General features: G+C 63.9%; 29 protein-coding genes and 1 pseudogene. 19 read left to right on the top strand and 11 right to left on the bottom strand.

Annotated features, from left to right (window positions below; translation table 11 throughout):
* Positions 1–43 precede the first annotated feature (43 nt).
* Together LFT49_RS01540 and LFT49_RS01535 are read right to left on the bottom strand one after the other, a co-directional pair.
* Positions 44–859 carry a YsnF/AvaK domain-containing protein gene (locus LFT49_RS01540; RefSeq protein WP_237429534.1) on the bottom strand — a complete coding sequence of 272 codons (816 nt, stop codon included), beginning with the start codon at positions 857–859 and terminating at the stop codon, positions 44–46.
* A gap of 79 nt (positions 860–938) precedes the next feature.
* Entirely contained in the window at positions 939–1706 is a 768-nt protein-coding gene (locus tag LFT49_RS01535) for a mechanosensitive ion channel family protein (protein WP_237429533.1), read from the bottom strand.
* A gap of 379 nt (positions 1707–2085) precedes the next feature.
* On the opposite strand from LFT49_RS01535, the gene LFT49_RS01530 reads away from it, so the two are divergent.
* The 10 genes from LFT49_RS01530 (at position 2086) to istB (ending at position 8938) form a co-directional block, all read left to right on the top strand.
* Positions 2086–2526, top strand: a complete 441-nt coding sequence (locus tag LFT49_RS01530; protein ID WP_237429532.1) for an Asp23/Gls24 family envelope stress response protein — start codon at positions 2086–2088, stop codon at positions 2524–2526.
* Positions 2523–2831 (top strand): hypothetical protein, encoded by a 309-nt coding sequence (locus LFT49_RS01525; protein ID WP_237429531.1) that lies wholly within the window; start codon positions 2523–2525, stop codon positions 2829–2831. The genes LFT49_RS01530 and LFT49_RS01525 overlap by 4 nt, the downstream gene beginning before the upstream one ends.
* Before the next feature lie 9 nt (positions 2832–2840).
* Positions 2841–3413: an RNA polymerase sigma factor gene (locus tag LFT49_RS01520; protein ID WP_237429530.1), complete on the top strand. Its 573-nt coding sequence runs from the start codon at positions 2841–2843 to the stop codon at positions 3411–3413.
* A complete protein-coding gene (locus tag LFT49_RS01515) occupies positions 3404–3985 on the top strand; it encodes an Asp23/Gls24 family envelope stress response protein (protein WP_237429529.1) in 582 nt (193 codons plus the stop codon). The genes LFT49_RS01520 and LFT49_RS01515 overlap by 10 nt, the downstream gene beginning before the upstream one ends.
* A complete protein-coding gene (locus tag LFT49_RS01510) occupies positions 3982–4341 on the top strand; it encodes a hypothetical protein (RefSeq protein ID WP_237429528.1) in 360 nt (119 codons plus the stop codon). Before LFT49_RS01515 ends, LFT49_RS01510 begins: the two co-directional genes overlap by 4 nt.
* Before the next feature lie 118 nt (positions 4342–4459).
* Complete coding sequence (locus tag LFT49_RS01505) at positions 4460–4732, top strand: hypothetical protein (protein ID WP_237429527.1); 273 nt, start codon at positions 4460–4462, stop codon at positions 4730–4732.
* Between the two features lie 328 nt (positions 4733–5060).
* The gene (locus LFT49_RS01500) at positions 5061–5465 is read left to right on the top strand and encodes an Hpt domain-containing protein (RefSeq protein WP_237429526.1); all 405 of its coding nucleotides are present in this window, start codon (positions 5061–5063) and stop codon (positions 5463–5465) included.
* A gap of 228 nt (positions 5466–5693) precedes the next feature.
* Positions 5694–5951 carry a hypothetical protein gene (locus LFT49_RS01495; protein ID WP_237429525.1) on the top strand — a complete coding sequence of 86 codons (258 nt, stop codon included), beginning with the start codon at positions 5694–5696 and terminating at the stop codon, positions 5949–5951.
* A 669-nt stretch (positions 5952–6620) separates the two neighbouring features.
* Complete coding sequence (gene istA, locus LFT49_RS01490) at positions 6621–8153, top strand: IS21 family transposase (protein WP_237429524.1); 1533 nt, start codon at positions 6621–6623, stop codon at positions 8151–8153.
* Positions 8150–8938: an IS21-like element helper ATPase IstB gene (gene istB / locus LFT49_RS01485; RefSeq protein WP_237429523.1), complete on the top strand. Its 789-nt coding sequence runs from the start codon at positions 8150–8152 to the stop codon at positions 8936–8938. Before istA ends, istB begins: the two co-directional genes overlap by 4 nt.
* Before the next feature lie 328 nt (positions 8939–9266).
* Here istB and LFT49_RS01480 read toward each other — a convergent pair whose 3' ends face one another.
* Positions 9267–9473 (bottom strand): hypothetical protein, encoded by a 207-nt coding sequence (locus LFT49_RS01480; protein WP_237429522.1) that lies wholly within the window; start codon positions 9471–9473, stop codon positions 9267–9269.
* Between the two features lie 436 nt (positions 9474–9909).
* Complete coding sequence (locus tag LFT49_RS01475) at positions 9910–10380, bottom strand: hypothetical protein (protein WP_237429521.1); 471 nt, start codon at positions 10378–10380, stop codon at positions 9910–9912.
* A gap of 551 nt (positions 10381–10931) precedes the next feature.
* Between LFT49_RS01475 and LFT49_RS22720 the strand changes: the two are divergent.
* The 5 genes and pseudogenes from LFT49_RS22720 to LFT49_RS01455 form a co-directional block, all read left to right on the top strand.
* Positions 10932–11468: pseudogene (locus tag LFT49_RS22720) on the top strand (alcohol dehydrogenase catalytic domain-containing protein); the annotation flags it as partial.
* Between the two features lie 356 nt (positions 11469–11824).
* Positions 11825–12205 (top strand): zinc-binding dehydrogenase, encoded by a 381-nt coding sequence (locus tag LFT49_RS01470; protein ID WP_237429520.1) that lies wholly within the window; start codon positions 11825–11827, stop codon positions 12203–12205.
* A gap of 56 nt (positions 12206–12261) precedes the next feature.
* Positions 12262–12936, top strand: coding sequence for a hypothetical protein (locus LFT49_RS01465; RefSeq protein ID WP_237429519.1), 675 nt, complete (start codon positions 12262–12264; stop codon positions 12934–12936).
* Complete coding sequence (locus LFT49_RS01460; RefSeq protein WP_237429518.1) at positions 12933–13394, top strand: SRPBCC family protein; 462 nt, start codon at positions 12933–12935, stop codon at positions 13392–13394. Before LFT49_RS01465 ends, LFT49_RS01460 begins: the two co-directional genes overlap by 4 nt.
* Before the next feature lie 471 nt (positions 13395–13865).
* On the top strand, positions 13866–14066 hold the full coding sequence (locus LFT49_RS01455) for a hypothetical protein (protein ID WP_236820718.1): 201 nt from the start codon (positions 13866–13868) through the stop codon (positions 14064–14066).
* A gap of 36 nt (positions 14067–14102) precedes the next feature.
* Here LFT49_RS01455 and LFT49_RS01450 read toward each other — a convergent pair whose 3' ends face one another.
* From LFT49_RS01450 to LFT49_RS01440, 3 genes are all read right to left on the bottom strand, one after another.
* Positions 14103–15239 carry a Fis family transcriptional regulator gene (locus LFT49_RS01450; RefSeq protein WP_237429517.1) on the bottom strand — a complete coding sequence of 379 codons (1137 nt, stop codon included), beginning with the start codon at positions 15237–15239 and terminating at the stop codon, positions 14103–14105.
* A gap of 337 nt (positions 15240–15576) precedes the next feature.
* A complete protein-coding gene (locus LFT49_RS01445; RefSeq protein ID WP_013603167.1) occupies positions 15577–15930 on the bottom strand; it encodes a helix-turn-helix domain-containing protein in 354 nt (117 codons plus the stop codon).
* Entirely contained in the window at positions 15923–17047 is a 1125-nt protein-coding gene (locus LFT49_RS01440; RefSeq protein WP_237429516.1) for a tyrosine-type recombinase/integrase, read from the bottom strand. Before LFT49_RS01440 ends, LFT49_RS01445 begins: the two co-directional genes overlap by 8 nt.
* A 389-nt stretch (positions 17048–17436) precedes the next feature.
* On the opposite strand from LFT49_RS01440, the gene LFT49_RS01435 reads away from it, so the two are divergent.
* The 3 genes from LFT49_RS01435 to LFT49_RS01425 all read left to right on the top strand — a co-directional run bounded on the left by LFT49_RS01435 (position 17437) and on the right by LFT49_RS01425 (position 19663).
* Positions 17437–18372, top strand: coding sequence for a DUF2971 domain-containing protein (locus LFT49_RS01435; protein ID WP_237429515.1), 936 nt, complete (start codon positions 17437–17439; stop codon positions 18370–18372).
* A 104-nt stretch (positions 18373–18476) separates the two neighbouring features.
* Positions 18477–18857, top strand: a complete 381-nt coding sequence (locus LFT49_RS01430; protein ID WP_237429514.1) for a hypothetical protein — start codon at positions 18477–18479, stop codon at positions 18855–18857.
* Entirely contained in the window at positions 18854–19663 is an 810-nt protein-coding gene (locus LFT49_RS01425) for a hypothetical protein (RefSeq protein WP_237429513.1), read from the top strand. The genes LFT49_RS01430 and LFT49_RS01425 overlap by 4 nt, the downstream gene beginning before the upstream one ends.
* A gap of 104 nt (positions 19664–19767) precedes the next feature.
* Here the strand turns inward: LFT49_RS01425 and LFT49_RS01420 are convergent, their stop codons facing one another.
* Positions 19768–20364, bottom strand: coding sequence for a DNA-binding protein (locus LFT49_RS01420; protein WP_237429512.1), 597 nt, complete (start codon positions 20362–20364; stop codon positions 19768–19770).
* 438 nt (positions 20365–20802) lie between these two features.
* Here LFT49_RS01420 and LFT49_RS01415 point away from each other — a divergent pair, with 438 nt between their 5' ends.
* Positions 20803–21246 (top strand): helicase associated domain-containing protein, encoded by a 444-nt coding sequence (locus tag LFT49_RS01415; RefSeq protein ID WP_237429511.1) that lies wholly within the window; start codon positions 20803–20805, stop codon positions 21244–21246.
* 103 nt (positions 21247–21349) lie between these two features.
* Here the strand turns inward: LFT49_RS01415 and LFT49_RS01410 are convergent, their stop codons facing one another.
* Genes LFT49_RS01410 through mobC form a run of 3 tightly spaced genes read right to left on the bottom strand, consistent with a single transcriptional unit; the run spans position 21350 to position 24119 of the window.
* Positions 21350–22138 carry a hypothetical protein gene (locus tag LFT49_RS01410; RefSeq protein WP_237429510.1) on the bottom strand — a complete coding sequence of 263 codons (789 nt, stop codon included), beginning with the start codon at positions 22136–22138 and terminating at the stop codon, positions 21350–21352.
* A 17-nt stretch (positions 22139–22155) separates the two neighbouring features.
* Positions 22156–23715 (bottom strand): relaxase/mobilization nuclease domain-containing protein, encoded by a 1560-nt coding sequence (locus tag LFT49_RS01405; protein ID WP_237429509.1) that lies wholly within the window; start codon positions 23713–23715, stop codon positions 22156–22158.
* On the bottom strand, positions 23715–24119 hold the full coding sequence (mobC, locus tag LFT49_RS01400; protein WP_237429508.1) for a plasmid mobilization relaxosome protein MobC: 405 nt from the start codon (positions 24117–24119) through the stop codon (positions 23715–23717). The genes LFT49_RS01405 and mobC overlap by 1 nt, the downstream gene beginning before the upstream one ends.
* Positions 24120–24157 lie beyond the last annotated feature (38 nt).

Raw genomic sequence — 24157 nt, 5'->3', positions numbered from 1 at the left:
CATGGCGTCACCCGATGGGGCGCTGGGAGCCCCGAACGTCATTCTAGCGGTGGGTTTCGTCGACCCCGTCGGTGTCGATGTGTTCCTTGCGGACTTCCTCATCGACGGTGACATCCTCGGTCACGGTGTCTTTGTCGAGGCGGACGCGTTCGACGGGCACGGTTTCTTTCTGCACGACCGGGCGTTCCTCATGAAGAACGATCTCGTGCTCTTCTTCACTGATGTCGGCCCCGGTCATGGCCTCGTCCCGGTTGGCGTCGGTGATCGGTTCGCGTTCGACCCGGACTTCTTCGCGCAGGACCGGGACGGTCCTGGTGACGTTCTCCGTGGTGACGTACTTACGCAGCCGCACCCGGCCGGTCGCCTGCTTCTCGGTGCCGACCTTCAGGCGTTCTTCGGACCGGGTCATGGCATCGTCGGTGGTCGGACCGGAGGTGTTATGGCCCACGGTGCCGGCAGCGTCGTCGTTCCCCGAGTGGCCGGTCCCCGTGGCGGCGATACCGGCTTCACGTCCGGTGGTCTCTGTCCGGGTGTGGTTGCTCTCAGCGAGCTGGTAGTGGGTGTAGAGGCGGTCTTCCTCTTCCGGTTCCAGATGCCCGTCTGCGTCGACCCGGGGCGCGTCCTTGACCAGGTCCTTGCTGTAGGGGACGACGAGGTCGTGACCCTGGACCGTTGCCCCTTCCAGGGGAACGAAGGATTCCGACGTCCCGAACAGCCCCGTCTTGACAGTGACCCAGTCGGGCTGGCCGGTCTCGTCGTCGGCGTAGACCTGGCCGATGGAGCCGATCTTGGCTCCGTCCTGCGACAGGACGTCCCCGCCGTTGCTGAGCAGGGCTTCGATGTTTTCGTTGGTCAACATGGTGCCTCCTTGTTTTTCGTGGTGTTCAAAATTTTTCCGCCGCCCACCGCGGGCGGGGCTTGTCCTTGCCGGCCGGTCTCTAGACGCGGTGGGCGCCGGACTGGTTCGAATCATCGGCCGGAAGGTACTGGCTGGCGGCGTCCTTGATTTGCTCCGTGGCCGGGGGCGCAGACTGTGCCTGGGCACGAATCTTCGGAGCCTCCGCCTCGGCCCGGTTCAGGTACTGTTCCCACCGCTCGGACATCGGCTTGATGAGTCCGCCGCCCACACCGACGACAACGACGCCCACAATGGCTGCCAGGACGGCGATCAGGATCGGCGTGGTAACGGTGGTGGCGATGTCCACCTGATTCAGCGCGGCGATGATGCCGATGCCCAGGATGAAGATGCTGGCGATATTGGCTAGGGTATTGCCGTAGGACAGGCCCCCGAGGGATCCCTGGATGAGGGTCTTCACCGCGGCGGCGATCGCCGCGCTGATGACCACGATGATGATGGCTACCACAATCTTGGGCAGGAAGGCGATGATTGCTGCAAGAAGCGTGCTGACCGGGTTCGGTCCGAACACTCCGAATGCGAACTGGAGCACAAACAACACCAGGGCGTAGTAGACGATCTTGGAGACAATGTCGCTGGCGTCGAGCGAGGAATTGGCCAACGCCTTCTTGATGCCTCCCCGTTCAACCGCGCGATCGAAACCCACCCGGTGCAGCAGCTTGGACAGCGCCTTGGAGATCGCCCGGGCGATCAACAAACCCACAATCAAAATGACCAGGAACAGCAGGAGCTGTGGAATGAACGTCGCCACCACTGTCAGCCCGGCTTTTAGCGAGTCGAGAATGTCCAACTGTTAACCTTTCGAATAAGTTCACGGGAACCGCTCCCGCCGACGCCGGGCCGTCTGGGGCGCACCGTCAACATAAAGTAAGCATGCTTACCGTCCGCTTGGCAAGCATGCGTACTACTTTTTTGATCCGTCACCGCGTCTCCCCACCCGGATGATGTCCAGGCCGGGGGCGGCCACGCGCCTGGAAATCCAATGGATCATCCGCGTCAGCGCCCTTAAGTGACCCCGGGGGGTTCGCTGGGCGGTGGTCACAATCCGCAAAATCAAGCGATGTGACTAAAATCACGCGTTTGGGTGCGTGCGGTTCGGCCGGGTTCGCGCATCCTTCCTTGTGGAGTGTTTTCGATGAGCCTAGGCCAGGGAGAGGGTGGGTTTTACGATGAGTGCCGACGCCGGTTCAGATGTGGGCCTGGGTGGTACCCCGGAGGTGGGTGGGACAACGGAGATCGCCGATTCGGTGGTCGCTAAGATTGCCGGCATCGCTGCCCGTCGTGTTGCGGGGGTTCATGCTTTGGGTAGCAGTGCGGCGCGCGCCATTGCTTCGTTGCGGGACGCTATCGGCCAGTCTGATGATTCCCAGGGCATTAAAGTTTCACTGGACGGGACCGAGGCCACGGTGCAGGTTGTCCTGACGGCCGAGTACGCCTTTCCGCTCCACGAGGTCGCCGCAGCTGTCCGGGAAGCGGTTCACGCCGCCCTGCGTGACTGGGCCCGCCTCACGGTTACGGACGTCAATGTCCAGATCACCGACGTCTTCGCCGGAGCCGACGACGAAACCGAAGCACCCGAGGCCGGAGCCGGGGACAGAACGGAACAATGAACATCCTGGATCTCACGGCACCGGCAAGAGACCCCCTGCCCGGGAGCCTCACTGCCGCGCAGCCGGGTGTTGCCCGCCTGACCTGCCTGGTCGCAGCCGAAATCCTCCGGCTGGAAGCCCGAATGGTGCGCATCGAGGTCGCTCTTGAGGAAGGATGCCTCCAGGTTGACATCTTTCCCCGGAAGTCCGGGTCGAGCACCCCCGGTAATGCGGCAGGGCGAATTGGTGCGGAAGTTGCGCGCTTGACCGGCTGTGATGCCGTTGCCGTTGATCTGCGGGCAGAGTCCCCGAGCTGGTTTGAGTAGCAGACTTTCATGAATTTTTTCCGACGCACTGCTGCTTCGCTGCAGTCCTCCACTGACGCGCTGTTGGCCGAGCGGGCCGCGGATGGTGATATTGACGCGTTCGAGGCCCTCGCCCGGCGCCATAGCCCCGCCATGCGGGCCCAGGCGCGGCGCTTGACGATGTCCGCGTCGGATGCTGACGACGCAGTGCAGGACGCGCTCCTGCGCGCCTGGTCAGGGATCGCGGACCTGCGCGAACCTGCAGCGGTCAGAGGGTGGATGATGCGGATCACCGCCAACAGTGCATTAGCACTGATCCGGCGCAGAGGCCCCTCCACAGCGAACGAGGACGAATTGGCGCTGCACCCTGACCCCGGACCCGGGCCGGAGGCCGCGTCAATTTCAGGATCAGCCTTGACCCACCTGGGTCAGGCGCTCTCGAAGCTGCCCGAACCCCAGCGTCAATGCTGGGTGATGCGCGAGATGGGCGGGCTGCCCTACGAAGAAATCGCGAAGCTCCTTGACATCAGCGAAACCAGCGTCCGTGGACGCATCACCCGGGCGCGCGCGACACTGGTAAAGGAAATGGAGGCATGGCGATGACAGAACCAACGCCCGGCCACGACGACTGCGGACGCACCTTGGAACAACTCAGCGACTACCTGCAAACCGGGGTATCGGACGATACGGACCACATCGAACACTGCCCCCAATGCCAGGCAGGTCTTGCGGCGCTGCGCCGCCTTGACACCCTGACCAGGGAGCTCATCGACGATGACGTCAAACGCGCCAACCCCGCCGACGAGCCGTGGTTCCGAAGCATCCTGGACAACCTGCGCCTCGAAACCCGGACCGGACGGACACTGCCCCTTGCGGCGGACCACCCCGGTGACACGCTCTCCGAAACCGAAGGCTCCGTCATCGCCCTTGTCCGATCCGCCGGGGACGCCGTTCCGGGATCAACCATCGGACGCTGCCGGATCGACGGGGACCTGACCATACCCGCAGCGCCAGTCCGACTGAACCTGAACGTCACAGCCATCTGGGGAACACCCCTGTATGGGCTGGCGTACCAGCTCCGCAAGGCCATCGCCGAAGCGTTGGCCACCCACACCGAGCTCAACGTCACCTCAATCAACATCACCGTGACCGACCTTGCGACGGAGCAGCCATGAACGACCAGACAGGCATTGGACAAACCATTCGCCAGGCGGTTCTCTCGACCGATGGTGTGGAGCGGCTTTACCCCGTCGATTCCACCTGGAAAGCTGCCCTCAAGGGCGGCATCGCGCTGGCCACCGGCCAGGGAACCACTCCCCAGGAAGTCGACCTGCAGATCCGGGCGCAAGGACCCACCGTTCGCCTCCGTATCGGAGTCACGGGCACCGTCCCGGCACCGGCGGTCGCACGCAACGTATCCACCGTTGTGCGACGGCATCTCCTTGATGCCTTCCCCGGCCAGGAACCTCAACTGACAGTACAGATCTGCTCCATCGGAACCGGCAGCCAGCAGCCCGAAGCCGCAATGTGATGCACATCACTCCCAAAAGTGCGTGCGGTCCCGTCCCATTCCGGGTCTTACCTATGGAACGTCCATCAAGGGACGGGAGGCAAGGGCGCACAACGTGCCCTGAGACGAAGGAACCGCCGTGGACAAAGAGCTCGAGTTGAAAGTTTTCCTCGCGGCCGGCCGGCTCGAAACGCTGGAACTGGAACGCGACCAAGCCGAGTTCGAACTCCTCGACACGCTCCGCGAAGCCATCGTCGCGGGGCTGTCACTTGAAGCAGCAGCCCGCGCGGCGAACATGACACCTGCCCAACTGCAGCTTCGGCTGACCCCGGCAACCTCAACAGCCTGGTCTTTCCCGGACCTGTCAGGTGTAAATTCAGGGGAAGTTCCCCACTGGGTCACATCGTCGTGACGGGAGCGCTGGTGGGTTTCCTGGCCACTTTGCTCGTCGCTGTGGCTGAAGCGTTCTTTCTCATTCTTGCCGCAGGTAGTGGGTTGCTGGTCATGGGCCTGCTTTCCGGGGCAGCAGCGTTATCGCGCCTCATCTCAGGAGACCCCCGACGATTAGCCGGCCCCGGAACGTGAGTGTCCGGGCCCATATTTCCCGCGGCTTGGAGGCACTCGTCAGGTCGCACGGGCGCGGAGAGCATCTGCCCGCTTGCCGGCCCATTCAGCACCCGGTGCTTCGGCAGCACCCCCAGCACCCCCCTTATCCCGGCATATCCCGTGGAGCGTGCACCGTGACTCAGGACGAGAAGTACCCCTGGCCGCTGTTCGACGGCACCGTACTGGCCAGGCTGCTGGAGGACCTGGACGACAACGAGGGCCTCTGGGCCGTCTTCATCAGAAATTTCGTGACTCAGCTGCCCTTACGAATGAAGGCACTCACACTATCCCTGACCACCGGAGACATGGACGGAGCAATCAATTCGGCCCTGAGCCTGCGGACCTCCTGCCAGATGGTCGGCGCGGAGCGCCTCGCAGGACTTACCCTCAGGATCGAAGACGAACTCCGCGCACTTCCGGACAAGACAGGCCCCTCCCCGGCCCTGCCACACCTGGCTGCAACCCACCTCGCCCCCTTGAAAGCATGCGCCGAACAAACCCACCGCGTCCTGCAGGACTACCTCTCCCAACACCCCTAAGCCATGACAACCCAGACACCCGCACCCACTAACCGGCCGGGTCATTGGCTCACGGGACCTCCACGCGCCAGCCCATCCCCACCCGACAGCACCGCCGTGAACCCACGAAGGCGGGCCCCTCCAGAACTCCTACGACCACCAAGCCGAACACCGATCATGGATACTTCTTGTGAGATCCCAGACCCGGCACCCAAAACCCCGTTGACACTCCATGAAAGAGCAAGCCCGATGCCCCGCACTCACTTCAACACCTTCATAACCGAAGCAATCGACGAAGACGCCCCCACAGAGAAAGGGCTGCGACCTGATGAGCTCTACGGCCTCTACACCAGCTGGTGCCTGCTGAACAAAACCCCATCACTCCCTGACGAGGCCCTCTGGGAATACCTAAAGTCCCGCGGGATTAACCCCGAAGACAATCACCTAGGGATGAAAGGACCCGCAGCAGGCGACTACATCCTCGCCAGCGTCCCCAGCCTCACCTGACCAAAGCCGACCGGGAAAACGCAACACCGCACGGGCGCGATTACAGCACTGGCGTTGAGAAACGCTGATGCCGGTAACCTTGCGACCAGGCACGCCCCGCTGTCCTGATCGCATTCATCGGCACAGGAAGCGAAAAAATTGAAGGAGCAGACTCTTGGCAGACGTTCAATTGGCAGACGTTCAAACAGAAAGTGCCCCGATCACTGAGGGGCAAAGGGTTGAAGCGCTGACAGAACATGGGTTGGTCATTACCGGTACGGTAGACCAGACGGCGCTGGACCATGACATCGTGTGGGTACGTACAGCCTCAGGCGAACGGAAAATGCTCCACATCCTCGCCGACAACGTCCGACACTCATAACTGTCATTGACGGTCGAAAAGTGAGCCCTTGTGACTGCCGAAAACTGAGCTACGCGTTTCGACGATGCAGCGGATTGCACATTTCCTGGCTCGACCCGTGTAAGAGCCGACCGAACAGTAACGAAGGAACCCAGCTGTAAGCGGCCACGAAAGTGCCCACTGACGGCCGGTAGAACTGCCCACCGGTGGCCATGAGATCTGCCCACTTCCTTACTTGTCCTGCCGCGTCTTGAGCGGCAGGGGCCTCTCCCCGGGATTTGATGACGGTGTCTAGTCGCACCAAATGTCGTCCCAGGAAGAGGCCCTGTATGAAGCATGACGGAGAAATCATGGAAATTCTTGCTGCCTACGATCTGACCGGATCGTTGCGCGCCACCGCGGAGCTCACGGGCTGCTCGCACCACACTGTTGCCAGGCACGTCGCGGCCCGTGACGCCGGCCGGCCAATCGCCGAGCCCGCGCCCCGGCCCAGGGTCACGGACGGTTACCTACCCAAGATCGAGGAATGGATCGAGGCGTCCAAGGGCCGGATTCGCGCCGACAAAGCCCACGAGAAGCTCATCACCCTGGGTTATGGAGGATCCGAGCGGTCCACACGCCGCGCGATCGCGCAGGTCAAGGCCGCCTGGCGGCTCGGACACACCCGCGTCCACCGGCCGTGGATCACCGAGCCCGGGATGTGGCTGCAGTACGACTTCGGCGACGGGCCACGCGTCGGCGGCGTGAAAACCATCCTGTTCGTGGCCTGGCTGGCGTTCTCCCGCTTCCGGATCGTGATACCGCTCAGGGACCGCACCGCGCCGAGCGTGTTCGCCGCCCTCGACCGTTGCTTCCGGATCCTGGGCGGGGCACCGACGTATGTGCTGACCGATAACGAGAAGACCGTGACCACCGCCCACGTCGCAGGGGTCCCGGTGCGGAACCAACAGACCCTGGACTTCGCCCGGCACTACGGTGTCACCGTGCTGACCTGCCAACCCGCAGACCCCGCCACCAAAGGCGGCGTCGAAGCGTCGGTGAAACTGGCCAAGGCCGACCTCGTGCCCACAGACATCAACCTCCGGCCCAGCTACGCTTCTTTCGCTGAGCTCGAGGCCGCCTGCCAGGTCTTCATGGACGGGGTCAACGACCGTGAACACCGGGCGACCCACCGCAAACCGGCTGCGGTGCTGGCCGAGGAGCAGCCCCGGCTGCACCGGATCCCTGACACCGCGCATACGGTCGCGTTCGGCCTCGCCCGCACCGTCCCGGAGAACACCCCGATGGTCTCCTTCGAGAACGCCCAATACTCCGTGCCGTCTCATCTGCTCGGCGCGAGGGTGTTCGTCCGCTCCCACGGCACCGGGCCTGACGAGCAGGTCATCATCGTCCACCATGGCCCGTCGGGCCCGGTCGAAGTCGCACGCCATGGCCGGGCAAGGCCTGGCAGCCCGGCGATCATCGATGAGCACTTCCCCGAAACCAGGACCAGGATCCCGGGCGACTACGCCGTGAAAGCACGCACCGCCGGAGAAGCCGAGTTCCTTGCCATCGGCGCAGGCGCCAAGACTTGGCTCGTGGAAGCCGCCGCGGCAGGAACGGGCCGGATCAACGTGAAAATGGCCGAGGCCGTGACCCTGGCCAAGATCGCCGGGACCGAGTCCGTGGACCGTGCCCTGGGTGACGCTGCACTGCATGGCCGCTTCGCCCACGGCGACCTGCCCTCGATCCTGAACGCGAACATCCGCCGCACCACCACCCACATTGCGGACGAAACAAGGTCTCTCACCCAAGGCACGAGCGCCTGGGCAGGCCTCGGCGCCGGTCCGTCCAGCACCCCAGCGAAGGAGCAGAGCCGATGACCCCAGTCACAACCACGAACACTACCGCCCCGCCACTGCCGGCCGACCTCGAAGCGCTGATGCGTCAGCTGAAGATGCCCCACGCCCGGGCACTGGCCCCGGACCTGATTGCGACCGCCCGTGCGCAGCGCTGGGAACCGACCGAGATCATCAAGGCCCTGTTCACCGAGGAAGCCGCAGGACGGGCGCGGTCGATGCTCGCCACCCGCCGCAAGGCCGCCGGCTTCCCGACCGGGAAGACCTTCGAGGCCTGGGACCCGGCAGTTTCCTCGATTCCGGCGCCGACCCAGCAGGCCCTGCGGACGCTGGAATGGATCGGCCGCAGGGAGAACCTGGTCGTCTGTGGGCCCTCCGGCACCGGGAAAACGTTCTTCCTCGAAGCGCTCGGCCAGCAAGCCGTCGAAGCCGGCATGCGCGTGGCATGGTTCCGGCTCGAGGACCTCGGCGCCCTGGTCCGCGCCCACCGCACCGACGACAGCGTCACCCGCGCCGTGGCCAGGATCCTGCGCGCCGAGCTCGTGGTGATCGATGACATCGGCCTGCTGCCGGTGGCCACCGATGCCGCAGAAGGTCTCTACCGGGTCGTGGACGCCGCCTACGAAAAACGCTCCGTCGCGATCAGCTCGAACCTGCACCCGGCCGGCTTCGACGAACTCATGCCCAAAACCCTCGCCACCGCGACCGTTGACCGGCTCCTGCACCACGCCCACGTCTGCCAGACCAGCGGGGATTCCATCCGCCTCACCCAGGCCCTCGCCGGAAAAGGAGTCACCCAACTGAACTAAACGAACCCGACGATGGCCAACCCCACCGAGAACCCTCAGTGGGCAGATCTGTTGGCCATCACCGGGCAGTTTTACGGGCCACCAGCGGGCCGATTAACTGGCCGCCGGTGGGCAGAAACTAATGGCCATTGACACCCAGCAACGCCAGAGCGAGGTCCACAGCACGAGGAGCGGACCCCCGACCGCGCCTCTGAGGGTATAGCCCGTAGGCTGAATTTGCCTTGCCTGATCAGTTCGATAGGTTGCCTGGTTGAGTTGGAGTCAATGGTCCCCGGCCAAGGACTCATCGGTCGGGAGCCGAATGGCGAAAGCAAAACGGGTCTGTGGTTTACCCACATCTGTTGAACCTGCTCGAGATGCCGTTGAACGGATTCCATTGTGCCTGGCCGTCGTTGAGCCAACGAACCAAGCCGGCATCCTCACCGGAAAAGTCGTCCACAGCATCCTCGACTTCCAGAAGGCGCAGCACTATCACACCGTCGTTGAGGACAAACAAGCCCGTCAATCTCCGCCATGAGCCAGATTCTGGATGCACCAAAGAAGGCGACACCATCAGCTAATGGCGATCTGGACGGGCTTGAACCTGAAAGGCCCCCGCATCCGGCCCCGAAGGGATGTTCCCCGGTGGATTCTGTTTCTACCGGCAAGTCAGCCGCTGTTCGGCCGCCCGGTGCAACTGCAGCTTCAACGTGGATCGAGGTGACGCTCACGGGCTCACTCAGGTAAGGCGCGGCTTGCGGCACCAGCCACTTCCGCTCAGCGTTCTGCGGCACCGGCTCCGGCATGCACCCTTCTCCGAAACAAGCTGCAACTGACGCCGGCGGGGTGGAGAAGGCCGACTCCACGGGGCATGATCCATGGCGGGGCAGACGCGGGGAACACGAATCATGCCGCCGATCACTGCGATGACCGTCAACACTGCGACAGCGATTCCGGCTGCGAGGAGGAGTGCCCACCGACGCCTTATTGAGTCAGAAGATGCTTCCGTGTTTTCCGCCGCCTGTATACAGAGCGGCAAGGGCGGTTCCCAGTGTCGCCACGGTGGGGAGGACAAGAAAGATTTGTGCTCCACCTCCTGTGGTGGTTACGGCGGTGATTCCTACCCACCAGAAGAGCGCTGCGGTGAAACCGAGGAGAACAACAGCGGCGTTGGGCTTGGAAGCCCGCCCTCCACTCACCTTATGTCGGGGTAGCCCGGCGGTGATGTTCGTCTTGCCTGGCCGCCAGGCCGCGATCAGGGCAGCGCCAACGGTTGCCAAAACCGGAATCGGCAAAAAGATCTGGCCGCCGCCACCTGTGGCAGCCATGCCGGCAATTCCGATCCACCAGCAAAGCGCTGCTGTGAAACCCAGGAGAACGGCAGCGGTCTTCCGCAGAGTTTTGCCGGGTGCGATAACTCGTTCGGGATTATCGTTCAAGGTCGCCCCCTGGGCTGGATCCATTGTGCTTGCGACTATGAGAACACCTATCGGTGTTCTTGGCGAACTACCAGAGGAGGCAACCATTGTTGTCTGGATCAAGTTCCCTACGCACGGACCCACGTTTCATGCCTATGCCCACACCCGGATAAGTGAGTCATGCAACGTGCGAGTGTTTATGTGATGGGGCAAGCGGGAGTGGAACGACCACGCTCGGTCGGGCTCTGGCTGACTATTGGTCGGTTCCTCACGCGGACGCCGATGACTATTTCTGTTTGCCCACCTTACGCCGCACGTTGAAAAGCGTTCCGAGAACGCCCGGCTGGCCCTGATGCGCGACGTCTTCGTTCCTCGGGAGAGTTGGGTCCTGTCTGGATCCGTGTTGGGCGGGGGGAAGCATCGTTGCCAAGTGCGATGCTGTGGCTTAACGCTCGACGCTCGTGAGCGGCTGGGACGACTCGGTTTCCCTTGCGGCGTCGACAATCTCGGAGTGAGGGGGTCGAGGTGGTTGATTGTTTGGATGCGTTTGATTCGGGTCAGGAGCTTGCCTCCATGGAGGACTTTGTGAGAGGCGCATGGCCCTGTTCTGTGCCTCCGGAAGTTGTGATAGTGGAGAGGAAACACCGAGTGGGTACTTTCCACTCACTCCTGAGACCGTGCTCCTGGAGGTTCTCGTGGCAGCTGTACGGGCATTTGGCGGGTTCGGCACCATCGCGTCACACTGTGACCTCGCCTTGCTCTCGTCTTGGCGCCGTTTGGTGCTCGCGTTGGGGGTTCGGCGCACGGGTACCCTGGCGACCGGTCGTACAGCCCTGGAGACAGCGGAGGGGTCGGGCCCCGCGGAGTACCGCAGCGTTGTCGCGGTCAGGGCGGGCGGTCCGGAGGTACTGGAAGTCGTGCGCCGCACGCTCCCGGAACTCCGAAGGGGTGAGGTACGGGTCGCCGTCGAGGCCTGCGGCGTGAGTGCCGTTGACGTACAGATGCGCCAGGGACTGTCGACGTATCCGCCGCGGTTCCCGTTTACCCCCGGCTACACCGCGGTCGGCGTGGTGGACGCCGTGGGGAAAGGGGTCACCGCCGTCACCCCTGGGGATCGGGTGGTGGTGCTGACGGAGACGGGCGGATACGCAGAGTACGTCTTCGTGCGCCGGTACCCGATGATGCGGATCCCCGCCGACCTGGATGAGGGCGAGGTGGTGGCCGTGGCCTTGAACTACCTGGTTGCCTATCAGGCACTCTCCCGTGCTGCCCGGATCCGGCGCGGGCAGGTTGTCCTGGTCACCGGGGCCGCCGGCGGGATCGGCACGGCTATAGTGCAGCTCGGTCAGCTGCTGGGATTGAGGATGTACGGGGTCGCCGACGTCGCGAAGCACCCCTGGCTCACCGACCACGGGGTGGTGCCCCTCGGTTCGCAGGGCGCGGAGGTGGTGGGCGCCGTTCGGCGTCTTGAGCCTGAGGGTTGGACGCGGTGCTCGACGGGGTGGGCGGTGAGTGGGTGGAGTATGCCCTGGCGGTGCTCCGTTCCGGGGGTGTGCTGGTGGAGTACGCCAATCCCGGAAGCCCTGGCAGGACCCTGCGCCTGCTGCTCCGGGCGGCCCGCCACAACCTGGCCGGGCGCGGGGCGAGGATCCGGTCTTACAGCACAGGGCTTTGGCGGCTTGACCGCCGTCCGTTGCTGGCGGCCTGGGCCACCATCTACGAGATGCTCGAGGCCGGACGGATCCGTCCGGTGATCGCAGGCCGCCTCCCGCTGTCGGAGGCGGCCCGGGCCCACACACTGCTGGAGGGCGGAGACGCCATCGGCTCCTTCGTGCTGATCGCGTCGCCCCCGGAAGCCGCAAAGGGATGACAGGCGCCGGCGCCAGCGCAGCTGGACGCCGGATCTATGGGCGAAGGGAGACCCTCATGAGCGCGGCACACGCGCAACCGCCCGAACCGGGTGCAGGAAATGCAGCTGGCCCCCGGCTGCTCAGGGACCGGTTCCTGCCGGGGGGGTACGATCTCTCCCTCGTGCACGCGGATGTCTTCCGGGCACCGCCTGCCGAGTACGAGGCGGCACTCGAGATGGACCTTTTCCAGGCCCCGCTGGCCCGGGTCCTGCTCGGAATCCGGGCGCTGCCCCAGCGTGTGGAGGGGGCAGTGAAAGGACGCCGGAGGTCACCCGGCCCCGCTGAGTCCCAGAGCACATTCCGGCTCAAGGGCATGGCCAGTGCGGGTTGGATCCTGCTCGGTGAAACCCCAGGGACGGAGATAGTCCTGGGCCAAGTGAGCCCGCCCTGGAAGTCGGTCGCGCCCTCCGCAGATGCCCCAACCACCCCCGCGCAATTCGCCCGCTTCAGCCAGTCAGGCTACGCCATGATTGCCGCCGGACTGAGGATTGATCCCTACGGGACCGGTTCGTCGATCCTGACCGTTGAGACGCGCGTCATCGCCACCGACGAGGCGAGCCGCCGCCGGTTCCGCCGCTACTGGGCACTCGTCGGCCCGTTCAGCTCCCTCATCCGTCGAATGGCGCTTCGCCGAATCGCCGACGAACTCCGGCGATTCCGCTCCGCCCGGCGAGAGCAGGGAAGCGCATGACGACGATCAGGGGTTCCATCCTCATCCGACGCCCGGTCGAGGAAGTCTTCGACTTCGTCGCGGACGAGCGTAACGAGCCCGCCTACAACCCACTGTTGAGGAAAGTCGAGAAGACCACCCCCGGACCGATCGGCACCGGGACCGTATGGCACGTCGTGACGACCTCGGGGAAGCGGGCCACGCCCTTTGAGCTGGAGGTCACCGAGTACACCAGGCCGCGCCGGCTCAGTTCCATGACCCGGATGGCCAGCGCAGACATCAACGGGGCCCTCACCTTCGTTCCGGATCCCGATGGAACACAGATGAGCTGGTCCTGGGACCTCAGGCCCAGAGGAATACTGAAGCTCATCACCCCACTGTTCGCTGCAGCGGGGCGCCGACAGGAGCAGCGAATCTGGTCCAGCCTCAAGGCGTACATTGAAGCCGGCAATGAGCCACAGCGTGCCGGCGAAACCTGATGACTGCGTCCCAAATCAGGACGAACGAGGCGTGGGTGAGATGAACAGGACGCTTCCTTTGAAGCCCCGGTTGGGGGAGGCGACTGCTGCCTCTGTGGTCGCCGCGGCGGCCGCGGTCGCTACGCCGCGCTGTGGCGCACAGTCGCCCGTTATGGATGATCGGTATCAGGTCATCGATGCATTAGTTTGACCTGCGGAAACTTCCGAAAGCACAGCGAGACGAGTCCTCTCATCTACTTCTACTCGTCCCACTCAACTGGCATGCACGGGTATTCATGGGACGGGAGTAGCCGCCTCCGTCATTTGCCCGACGGTGAACGGCACTCATACTGCTCGGTGGCGGGGCCGGTGGTAGCTCATGACAGAAAGCTCCTCCGGCTGTAGGCTCCGAATATGCCTGAGGGTCGGAAGCGCCTTGACCCGCGTATGACGCGGGGCGGATTTCGCTGGCAGCTGGTCATGGTGTCCTTCATGGCCGTAAACGCAATCGTGCAAATTGCATTCCGGTGGAATCAAGCTTGGGGTCCCTTTCTTTACCTCATGCTGGCAATGCTGATTATCTGCGCGGTCTTCACCGCCTATCTGCTCTATGTGCGCCACTACGACGGTCATTTCTGGGACGAGGAAGAAGCCCGTCGCCAGGACTGGGATCGTCGGGGCCGGCAGCTTTAGGTATGTCCTCACGGACGCAAGCGAGACGGAGCCGTTCTAGTTTCTCGGGCTTTCGTGCAGGACGGACTCGTTTACTGCTGCGATGTACCGGGCATAGGCGGATGCCGAGTCGGTGGCGTGGCGTTCGATGGTAGTCGGGGAGTAGCCGAGGGTTTCGGCGATGATGGCCACGGGTGCGAGTTTGGTGAGTTCGTGGAGTGTTCCGAGTCGCGCGGCTCGGGTGTTGAAGAGCTTGCTGAGTCGGGTTGTGAGGTGCCCTGGGTGGATGTGGCGTCCGGGTGATGTTCCGCGGAATACCCACTTGGTGTTGGGGTGTGCTGCGGTCAGTTCGTGGCCTGGGTTTGCGGCGAGCTCCCGCCATGGCTGGGCTAACGGGTCCGGCAGCGCAATTTTGGTGGTTCCGAGTTGGATGGTGACTAAGTCTTCAGTGACTGTGACGTCGTCCCAGGTCAGCCGGGCGATGTTTTCGGCTTGTTGTCCGAAGACGAGGATGAGGATCGCGGCGGCCTGGTCACGGGTCTCCAGTGCGTTGGTGTGGATGATTTGTTGGAGCGCTTTGTCTTGCCCGATCTTGGGGAGTCTTGGGCTGGTGCCGCGGCGGTGCGGGACGATGGTGAGCCCCGCTGGGGCGGCCTTGGTTTTGATGGCCCATTTGAGGAAGCGCTCAGCGATGCGTCTCGTCGTGGGCCCCTCGGATTGCCATACATCAAGGTGGGACTGCTGCAGTTCCGGCAGTTTGATGTCATGACCGGTGAGCCAGTTCAGGAGGTCGATGGCGACGGTGACTTCCTGTTTGGCGCGCAGGAAGGTGCCGCGGGGGACTTCGTCCATGAGGTTCATGCGTCGCTGGTGATGCCATCGGATGTAGCGGCGGATCACGTCAAGGTTCTGTGGGTCGCTGACGCGTTCCATGGCTTGGGTGGCCCAGCTTTCGTAGCGAATCAGGAACGCATTTCGCTGGGGGAGCACCCCGTGTTCGATGAGGAGCCCTCGGACGTACTCGCGGGTGCGGGAGTCGGGCAGTTCATCGAAGGTGTCGTGACTGATTTTGGGTGCGGTAGCGAGGTTACGAAGGAAGGCCGTGACGTGCTTTTGCCGGATCCAGGTCATGCCGCTGTTGGCCCGTTTCATTGACTTCAGTGCCGCCGCCAGCGGGATCAGTTCCGTGGCCATGACTCCCGTAGCTGGGTCTGTAAGCAGGTCGTCTACGATGTCGCCGAGGACGCAGGTCCAGCAGCGTCCACCACTGTAAAGTTCGTCTTCGGCGCCGCAGCCCACACAGTCGACGTTGAGCCGAACGCCCGAGCAGCTGCGGCATGCCGGCTCCTCATCGATAATTCCCGGAAGAACACCTTCATGGCCGCAGGCGCAGACTCCACGGGTGCGCTTTGCCTGCTGATAGCAGTAGCCGCAAACGCCGCCGTCTGGCCAGCGCGCGACGGTTTGATGGTGCTGACCGCAGCGACTGCAGGGAACCGGCCAGCGGATCGGGTCCTCTGCTTTGCGTGGCCTACTCACCGTCCTCAGAAGCGACGAGGCGGACACGTCGTGCGATGGGGTTGCCTGGTTCGATGCCGAGGTCTTCACTGCGCTTCGGGGCATTCGCTGTCGCCGCGGCGCGCATCTCCACGAATGGTTCGAACAGGTCGTTGGGTGTGCAGTCCAGGATGTCGCAGAGCGCGGCGAATGTCCTTGCCGGAATGCGCTCCGGCGTGGAGGTGACCAGCCTGTAGACCTGACTTTCGGAGAGGTTGATGCCACGGGACTTCAGGAGCGGCATCAGTTCGGTGGTCTTCCACAGGTTCTGCTTTGCCATCAGGGCTCGCAAGTTCCAGCGGTAGCCGATCCGGCGCTGTTCAGGCATCTGGGTCCTCCAAGTTCGCGATGCGGCGTGCAATCATCTGCTGCACGGTTTTCTGCTTGAAGTCCGACGATACCGAGGTGTAGAGCCCGGTGGTCGAGGCGTAGGAGTGGCCCACCTGAGTCTGCACGAAGGCCGCGTCGTAGCCGGCTTCGATCAGGTGGGTCACGTAGGAATGCCTGAGGCAATGCAGACCCAGCTCCTGGGGCAGGCCGACGGCATCCCGGGCAGCGGCGAACGCATCCCCGAAAGAGCCCAGGGACATCCGGGCGCCACGTTCGCTCGGCCAAAGAGCCGAAGACCGTTCAGCTGTCGGGAACTGCTGCCTCATGCCGCCGGCTGTCCAGGTCTTGAGCTGGTCCACGACCCAGTCGAACTCCGGCACGCTCAACACGGTGCGACGTCTGGGTCCCGAGCCTGCCGTACCTTTGGCGAACCGAACCTGGACTGCTCCGAACCGGCCGTAGTCGCTGACGTGCGGGTTCGGGCCGAAGTCTTCCAGGTCCAGCATGGTCATTTCGCGTCGGCGAAGCCCATAGGCGTAACAGACTTTGAACGCCACCGAGTCGCGGAACAGGGGCAACCAACGCTTGCTGCCAGCGGCGTATTCCCTGTCGACAAGGTCATCGATGTAGTCGAAAAGGCGCTGCAGTTCCGCCTTGGTGAAGGACCGCTTCTTAGCCGGGACGGCATCATCGGTGGTGTGCCGTGGCGTGTTCCACTCGAAGCAGATCTGGCTCGGAATATCGCCGAATGTCCGTTCGCAGAACTCGCCCCACCCATAGCCAGGATGCGTCAGGTAAGAGCAGAACATCGCCACGGCGTTGCTGTACGAGCGCAACGTCTTCAGACTGATCGGTTTCTCGCCCGAGCGCAGATCGGCCAGGAAGTCATCAATGTCGGCGGGGCGCCATTGCCACGGAAATTCACCCGTAAAGCGCTGAAAACGCTCCAGCAGCTGGCAGCGCTGCTTGATGGTCTGAGTCGTGAGGCCGCGTGCCAGCATCTGCGCCCGCCAGCCATCGAGCATGGCAGTGAAAACCCGTTCATCAGCCCTGAACAGCCCAATGTCCGGATCCACCAACATCCGCGGGACGAAACCTGGAACGGCACCACTCACAACGACCCCTAAACCATGGAAACATGCATTAGATGCAGGAAACCTACAGCCATAAGCGATCCAAGGGCAAATTCAGCCGACGGTGTAAGGAGCGCGCGTCACCAGCAAAGCCCTGTTGACCTGCGGAAAAGCTGGATTCGTCAAGGGAAGGGAGTTCTCGCAGCTACTTCTACTCCCGTACTTTAAGAGCCGATAACGGATATTATGTCAAGTTGTCAGTTTGACAGGACAAAGTTGCCGTCAAGTCAACATTATCAAATTCGCTTTCAATAGGCCAGCATCAGCAGGGGGCCCTCAGCCCCTACCACTCGCTTGCCCCTCACCGTCGAGAGTCCCCCTGCCGGCGGCCGCATATGACACCGCTCTCCAGTTACCGGAAACTGAATATGATGAGCTACCTGACCACCAATCCCTACGCCCAGGAATTCAACACCGCCAGCGGAATGAAGACCAGGGTGAATAGGGCGGCATGGCCCGCCGACAGGCCTCCCATGACGGTCCAGTCCGGTACCGCATGGCACTACACGTCCCTCAGCGCCGTGGAGAGCATTGTCCGGAGTCAAGAGTTGTGGGCGACGAATTGGCGGGCGACCAATGACAGTACGGAGTTTCGTCATGGAATGGGCTTCCTGAAGGAGGCCTGGGACGCTTTGCAGCGGGACGGTGGACTGGATGAGCGGACGCTGGCACTGCTGACGGAGGCGGGCCCTGTTGAGGCGTACGTGGACTATTTCGATGACGTCCATATTCTGTGCGCTGCGCGTGAGAAGGACAGCCCGTATCAGTGGAACTCTTATGCCAGCGGATCAGAGGGTGTGGCGCTGGAGTTGGATTTGAGGGTGCCGCTGGTCACTGACGTGGATGATCTGCCACGTCGACGGGACGCTGAGTTGTTCGGCTTTCAGTGGTTGAAGGTTGTCTACTCGGATCGGCAAAAGCGCTTGGCTGCTGCCCGCTTCGCGCGGGAGATGGATGCACATATCCGGCAGGGCCGAGACATCACGGTGCAGGCACTCGTGGCCCTGAACGTTGTCACGGCGCTCAATTTCAAGCACGAGGGGTTCCGTCATGAGCGGGAGACGCGCTCAGTGGCGTTATGTGTTGGTGTGGAACTCAAGAACATGCCGCAACTGGTAGAGAAAACGATTGTGCCGTGGAAGGGGATGCCTGGCGTCGCGGGGATTAAACGGCGACCATTACCCATCTTGGAGGTAATGCTTGGGCCGCGCACGCCCCCCGAAGCAGCGGAGCGCGTGGAGGACGTGTTTGCCTCTGCAGACCTCCCTGCGGTACGTGTCACGAGGAGTAGCCTGCCGTTCCGGTAGCAGGCCCTGCATGCTGAGGGGGCCACTGACGTTCGGACGATTCCTTTCTGCATTAGAGTTGCTTTTCGGTTGCTTTAGCCTTGCAGTGCGGAGACAATGGAGGCATGGAAGCAACGACCCGGCATGACATTCATTTGGGGACGACCCGGATGAATATCCATGACCTTGTGCGAGAACTTAATGAGAATCTCGGCACAACGGTCGTACAGACAATGGCCGGCGTCAAGGACCGCACGTCGCCCTTCAGGTGGGCTAAGCCTGACGGCCCGGAGCCCCGCCCGGAGGTCGAATCCCGGCTGCGCCTCGGGCACCGTGTCTGGAAGACGCTTGAGCTTGCCGAGGGCAAGCATGTTGCCTTGGCCTGGCTGATGGGGGCCAACCCACGCCTGGACGAGGAACTTCCCGTCCTTTACATTCAGCAGCTGCGTTCCCGTGAGGTTTTGGGAGCCGCCGAAGCGTTCGTGAATGACACTTTCGCCGCATGATCACGTCCGCCAAGGTGCGCCGGTGCGACTTGACGGGGCTCACTCTTATTAGGGCTGCCGGGGAGATTTCGTTCCGAGTGGCGAAGGACCGCTACGGCGCGTTGTCGGTCAGGAAGAATTCCATCGTTGGCCCGCTGCCGATCGGAACAGTCCCAGGCGGCGATTCCCGGGGCCGCTACGACAGCATCGGTTCAACGGTCTATCTCGCGGACTCCCGTCAGTGCGCCTACGCCGAGGTATTGCTCGGCTTCCGGCAGCAGCGCGCGGCGGTGGCCAAGGCCGCTGAATCCATCGGGTGGACGGTGGAGGACTACATCACCAGTGTCCGGGCGCAGGCCGAGGAGAACGGGGTGGATGTCCCCTGGGCCATCTCTGTGGACTGGCAAATGGACCGTTCGATGTACGAGATCCGGCTCCCCGGTCAGGGATGGTGGGTTCAGATCGACGATGCGGCCACCCTCCGCGCCCTTGAAGTCCTCACACCGACCACCGCAGGGCTGACAGAACGGCTGCAACTTCTCACGGCCGGATCCCTCACCGGTGACGACCGTGATCTAACAACCCTGCTCTCCCACGTCATCCGCGGCACGGTGCTGGACGACGGCTCAGAACCACTGGGGATCAGCTACCCATCAAAAACACTGACGGGAAGGTGTTGGGCCTACTGGGACCGGCGGGCTGACGAAGGCCTCTCCCCCAGCCGTAACGGCCTGCTGCAGCTGACCTCTCAAAATGTCGGACCTGACCCTGAATTCCACCGCACCGCCGAACTTTACGGCCTACCGGTCCTGGGCGCCCGCCCCTGACATCAGCGAACGCTTCCGGTCACCGGGGACCGACGGGGCGCCCACACCACCCTCGGGCTGCAGGACTGCCGGCCGTCGGCAAAGCCGGGATCCGACTAATGGGATCAAGCCTCGGGTTCCTTGGCACTTTGAGGTTGCTCGGGGGTGATTCGCTGCAGCAGTGCCTCGTGGGCCTCCTGGAGCGCGTCCGCGCGGGCCTGCGCGGCGGCCGCGCGGGTTGCTGCCGCGGCAGCTTCCGCCGTCGCTTCCTGGGCGGCTGACCGGGCCTGCTCGAGCTGCTCGGCATTGTTAGTGAGGCGGCGTTCCAGCTCCTCTATTTTGGCCGTCAGTTCGGTGACAGCGGACTCCTTTTCAGTCGTGACTTTGTCGAGGTCGGCAACAAGCTCGGCGACCTCTTCATTCAACTCCTTTTTCTCCCGGGCCCAGAGTTCGGCCTCCGCAGAATGGCGCTCGTTCGCAAGGGAGGACGCTTCGGCCCAGACAGCCCCGGCCAGACGGGCCGCCTGCTCGAGGATGGCCGCCGGGGTCGCCGCGACCTGGCCGCCGGCAGACTGCTTCTCTTCGGCCCATTCCTTCAGGTAACGGGTGGCGTCGGCGTTGCTGACGCCCGCGGCCGCCCGGACCGTGGATACGGTAGGGCGCCGTTCGGCGCTGATCTGCTCGGCGGCAGCAAAAACCCGGTCTTTAGCGCTCGAGGTCATGCGGAAATCCTTTAGAGTAGTAGGAGTAGTATCAAAACTACTCCTACTACTACTTCCTGGCAATCGCCACTCCTGCCCCATTCCCCCCGCAAGGGGCCCACCGGGTTCCGGCCGGGGGGCCGGCGCATTGAGTACCTGGGGGTCGGGTGTGGCCCGGGGGATGGTTTTGTCCTAGGCTCCTTTGAGGGGCAGAACGTTGGGGGTGACTGTTGGCTCAGGATGCGGTTCAGCATGCGCGGCGCTCTGCTCCGTACTGGGAATGGGTGCAGATGTACCGGCGGGGCATTGAGCCTGCGAAGATTGCTGACGTCTGCGGTGCTGCGGTGACCACTGTCCGCTATCACCTGCAGGTCGCGGCGAAGGCAGATCCTGGTCTTCGCACCCAGCATGCCGCCGCTGCTCCCGCAAAGGTCCCGTCCCGGTACGACGTTGCAACGGATGCAGGACCTGATCGCGTTCTACCGGACGGAGGGACGTCTGCCGGCAGGCCACGCAAGATCCACCCGCGAGCAAACCCTGGCTGGCTGGTTGCAGCGTCGGCGGCGGGAATCAGCAGCGGGAACCCTCTCACCCGCCCTTCGCGAAGGCCTGGGCGTCATCCCCGGCTGGGACCAGGCCCCGTCCCAAAAGGCTGAAGCCGAGGCCCGTTGGCAGCGGCGGCTGAAGGAAGTAAGAGGGTTTCGGAAGGCCAATGGTGAATTGCCGCGGCACCAGAAGACTGATGATCCGCTCGAGCGCACCCTCGGCGTCTGGCTGCACGGCCAGCGCATCAACTGCAACCACGGCAAGCTGGCTCCAAACAAGAAGCTGCGGCTGGATAAAGTCCTGCCCGGGTGGCGCGAGGGCCGGCCCCGCGGGGGCGGCCGCCGCCGGAACTCATAACCGGTATTGCGGTCACCCCGAGCGGAGCAGCCACCTCAGCCCATATCTAGCGGCTGTTCCTCGCGATGGTCGGGGTACAGCGATCGCCCACCCGCGCCCGCCATCAGCGGCTCATGCCCTTTTGAAGGAGCTTCGCCTGGCCGTTGGCTCCACGTGTCTTGCGGGCCTTCGGGTTCCGTCCTGACGGCTTGGCGACGGCAGCGCTGGGCGGGGTTGCCTGGTCCTGGTCCGCGCTGAGTCGTGCCTGCACGGCCTCACGGTCGGCAACGTCTTCCAGGCTGGCGGCTAAGTCCTGCCGGCGCTCGGTCGAGTCGTATTCGAGATCCGCCTCTTCTGCGAGTGACTCGGGACGCTGGTTCTCTTCGGTGACGTCTCGTTCACGGTCCCGATCCTCCCGGTCGGCTTCGGCCAGCAGCTGCCCAGCCCGGTCGTTCTCTTCACGGCCGGTACGGCGTTCCTGTTCTGCCTGTTCGCGGTCCCGTTCAGCTTTAGCCAGGGCCTCCGCCACGGACGCTTCATCGGCACCGAGGTTGTCCAGGTCCAACCCGTAGCGGCGCTGTACCTGGTCACGGATGACCTCGGCCGCGTCGCGCGCAGCCGGGTCGTAGTCCTTCCACGCGGTAGCCGTCTCGTGCACCCTTTCGACGTCCCGGCCACTGGCGGTGTCCCACCACCGGTTGTCCATGACCGGGGCGAACTGAGCGCGGGCCGCTGCCCGCTCCGCATCGAAGCGTGCCTGCAACTCGCGGGCCAGTTGTTCCTCAGCCGCCTGGGCGCGACGCAGCTCCTGTTCGCGTGCCCTGGCCAGTTGCTCACCGAGCCGGCAGGCGACGGTCAGCCCAACGCGCGACATTCCCTCGATTGCTTCTTCGATGCCGTCGGATTCACTCATGGTTCCCCCTCGTTGTGTTATCTCTCGATGTCCGGACCGGTCGACCCGCTTCGGGTGTTCGCGGGAGTGCGTGCCTGCACGTACGTCGGCGGCAGCACCGAACCCGTGGACCGGCCCGAAACCTGCCCGGCTGCACTGGTCCGTACGGCTGCGGCCGCTTCGCTATCCGCTGTGGGCGTGGTCGCAGGGATACTGGGCAGTGATGCTGCGACTTGGCTCAGGTGGTGCTTGACCATGTGGCTGATTTGGCGTGCTCGGCGCAGGTCGTCTGATGCCTTGTGCATGTCGTGGACGGCCTTGGCGACGTTGAGCAGCTGCCGCAGCATGATTGCCTGGGCGGCGGTTCCGTTGCCGCCCATCGACGCTGCCATGAGCATGAGGGATGCTCCCCGGGCAGATGGTCCTACGCTGCGGATGGGCCGGACTGGGTAGCGCCGTAGCTGTGCCGTCTTGGACAGCTCGTCGGCTGCTGCAGCGAGGGGGCCGGGCGTTGCCTCGGTCGCCGTGGACCAGGCGGCGAAGGCGCCGGAAGTCTCACGTGCAACGTGCGCCCAGGTCGCGTGATCGTCCAGCGGGACGGAGCGCAGTGTTTCCCGGAGTCGTGCAACTTCGTCGCTGTACCGCTCCCACATCTGCGGGTCCGGTTCGTGGGCTTCCCGGCCCGTCGTGACCGGCCGGCGTCCACGGGCAGCTGCCTGCCATTCAGCGACAGCATCGGCGGCGCCTTGCGGGCTGTCGGGCCACTCGGCGCGGAGCTTGGGCAGGGCAAGGTCTTTGGCAAGGTGACCGCCGCCGAACCACACCGGCCGGCCGCCCTTCGGGGGACGTTCGGCCACGCTGTAGCCAACCACGACGTCATCGCGTCCGGACGCGTACCTCGGCCGAACGAGTGCACCGGTTCGGCGAAGGCGGCGAATGAATTCGGCCTCATCCTGGGCCGAAGTCGCACAGGCACGAACCTTGCGTTCCAGGGACCGGCGTTCCGGTTCCGGGGCTCCCCGCCTTTCGGATGCTTCACGTTCACCCGGCCGGAGGCCACGGGTGGAATGCGTGGGTGAAAGTTCTTCCAGGCCATACTTTTTCTCAAGCGCCCGGGCGGCTTGTTGGGCGCGGGGGAAGTCGCGCCAGCTGCTCCACTTCGTGCCGTCTTCGCGGACCATGGACGCGGCGATGTGGATGTGGTCGTTCCCGGCTTTGCTGTGGCCGTGGCGGATCGCCACCCACTGCGCCGGCGCGCGTCCGCTGGCTTCGGTGAATCCCATTTCGTCCATGAAGTCCTGCGCAATGTCAGCCCACTTCTGGTCGGTCAGGTCGCCTTCCTCGGCGCGCAGCGACAGCGAGCAATGCCAGACATGGCCTCCGGGAACCTCGACGCCCAAGACGCTTCGGGCCCGGTCCAGCTCTTTGGCAATGGTCTGGGCGGCGTCGGCGTTCAGTTCGTCGTCGTTGTGCCAGGCCATGATCGACGGTGAGCCCGCGACGAGGTGCGGGTCGGCGTGTTCGTTCGCCCGTCCCGGGCCGGCAAGGTAGGCGATGAGCCCGTGCATGCGGGTGCCTTTGGTGATGTTGGGAATCATCAGCGCACCATCGCATCCAGCATCGTATTGAGCCGGTCAGCGACCGCACGCACCCGCGACAGGACTGTGCGGGCAGCTTCCGGGAATTCGTCCATGGCGTTCGCGTGTCGGGCGAGCTGGTTAACGTTGTTCGACAGGGCAGCAAGGTAGCGGCGGGCCGCAATGAATTCAACGGCCATCGCCCGCCGCTCCGCCAGGGACTCGGAGTTCTCCGCGTACAGGGCAGCACTGACCAGAATCTCCGACGCGCTGCGCCCGGTCCGTCCCTCCAAGACCTTCAACTGCGCGCGTTCGAACTCCGACATCGACACCCGCACGTACTGCGTCGCACCGTCAATGTTCGCCCGGCGGCGGCGACCGAACACGCGGGCGGACTTGCGCTCTGGTGTCGGCTCTTCAGACAACCCGCTCCCCTCCCCCAATGCCCAGCGCAGCGCCCCGG

Source organism: Arthrobacter sp. FW306-06-A (assembly GCF_021870055.1).
Classification (GTDB): Bacteria; Actinomycetota; Actinomycetes; order Actinomycetales; family Micrococcaceae; genus Arthrobacter.
The sequence above is the reverse complement of the archived record's forward strand: the minus strand, read 5'-3'. Positions and strand labels throughout refer to the sequence as shown.

Excerpts from the sequence above, each read along its gene's own strand:
- LFT49_RS01530 (WP_237429532.1), top strand. The coding sequence starts at position 2,086 with ATGAGTGCCGACGCCGGTTCAGATGTGGGCCTGGGTGGTACCCCGGAG.
- LFT49_RS01430 (WP_237429514.1), top strand. The coding sequence starts at position 18,477 with ATGGAAGCAACGACCCGGCATGACATTCATTTGGGGACGACCCGGATG.
- LFT49_RS01475 (WP_237429521.1), bottom strand. The coding sequence starts at position 10,380 with ATGGATCCAGCCCAGGGGGCGACCTTGAACGATAATCCCGAACGAGTT.
- LFT49_RS01460 (WP_237429518.1), top strand. The coding sequence starts at position 12,933 with ATGACGACGATCAGGGGTTCCATCCTCATCCGACGCCCGGTCGAGGAA.
- LFT49_RS01410 (WP_237429510.1), bottom strand. The coding sequence starts at position 22,138 with ATGAGTGAATCCGACGGCATCGAAGAAGCAATCGAGGGAATGTCGCGC.
- LFT49_RS01520 (WP_237429530.1), top strand. The coding sequence starts at position 2,841 with ATGAATTTTTTCCGACGCACTGCTGCTTCGCTGCAGTCCTCCACTGAC.
- LFT49_RS01420 (WP_237429512.1), bottom strand. The coding sequence starts at position 20,364 with ATGACCTCGAGCGCTAAAGACCGGGTTTTTGCTGCCGCCGAGCAGATC.
- LFT49_RS01495 (WP_237429525.1), top strand. The coding sequence starts at position 5,694 with ATGCCCCGCACTCACTTCAACACCTTCATAACCGAAGCAATCGACGAA.
- LFT49_RS01525 (WP_237429531.1), top strand. The coding sequence starts at position 2,523 with ATGAACATCCTGGATCTCACGGCACCGGCAAGAGACCCCCTGCCCGGG.
- LFT49_RS01445 (WP_013603167.1), bottom strand. The coding sequence starts at position 15,930 with ATGCCTGAACAGCGCCGGATCGGCTACCGCTGGAACTTGCGAGCCCTG.
- LFT49_RS01515 (WP_237429529.1), top strand. The coding sequence starts at position 3,404 with ATGGCGATGACAGAACCAACGCCCGGCCACGACGACTGCGGACGCACC.
- LFT49_RS01415 (WP_237429511.1), top strand. The coding sequence starts at position 20,803 with ATGCAGGACCTGATCGCGTTCTACCGGACGGAGGGACGTCTGCCGGCA.
- istA (WP_237429524.1), top strand. The coding sequence starts at position 6,621 with ATGAAGCATGACGGAGAAATCATGGAAATTCTTGCTGCCTACGATCTG.
- LFT49_RS01435 (WP_237429515.1), top strand. The coding sequence starts at position 17,437 with ATGAGCTACCTGACCACCAATCCCTACGCCCAGGAATTCAACACCGCC.
- LFT49_RS01450 (WP_237429517.1), bottom strand. The coding sequence starts at position 15,239 with ATGGCCACGGAACTGATCCCGCTGGCGGCGGCACTGAAGTCAATGAAA.
- LFT49_RS01540 (WP_237429534.1), bottom strand. The coding sequence starts at position 859 with ATGTTGACCAACGAAAACATCGAAGCCCTGCTCAGCAACGGCGGGGAC.
- istB (WP_237429523.1), top strand. The coding sequence starts at position 8,150 with ATGACCCCAGTCACAACCACGAACACTACCGCCCCGCCACTGCCGGCC.
- LFT49_RS01425 (WP_237429513.1), top strand. The coding sequence starts at position 18,854 with ATGATCACGTCCGCCAAGGTGCGCCGGTGCGACTTGACGGGGCTCACT.
- LFT49_RS01510 (WP_237429528.1), top strand. The coding sequence starts at position 3,982 with ATGAACGACCAGACAGGCATTGGACAAACCATTCGCCAGGCGGTTCTC.
- LFT49_RS01405 (WP_237429509.1), bottom strand. The coding sequence starts at position 23,715 with ATGATTCCCAACATCACCAAAGGCACCCGCATGCACGGGCTCATCGCC.
- LFT49_RS01455 (WP_236820718.1), top strand. The coding sequence starts at position 13,866 with ATGGCCGTAAACGCAATCGTGCAAATTGCATTCCGGTGGAATCAAGCT.
- LFT49_RS01465 (WP_237429519.1), top strand. The coding sequence starts at position 12,262 with ATGAGCGCGGCACACGCGCAACCGCCCGAACCGGGTGCAGGAAATGCA.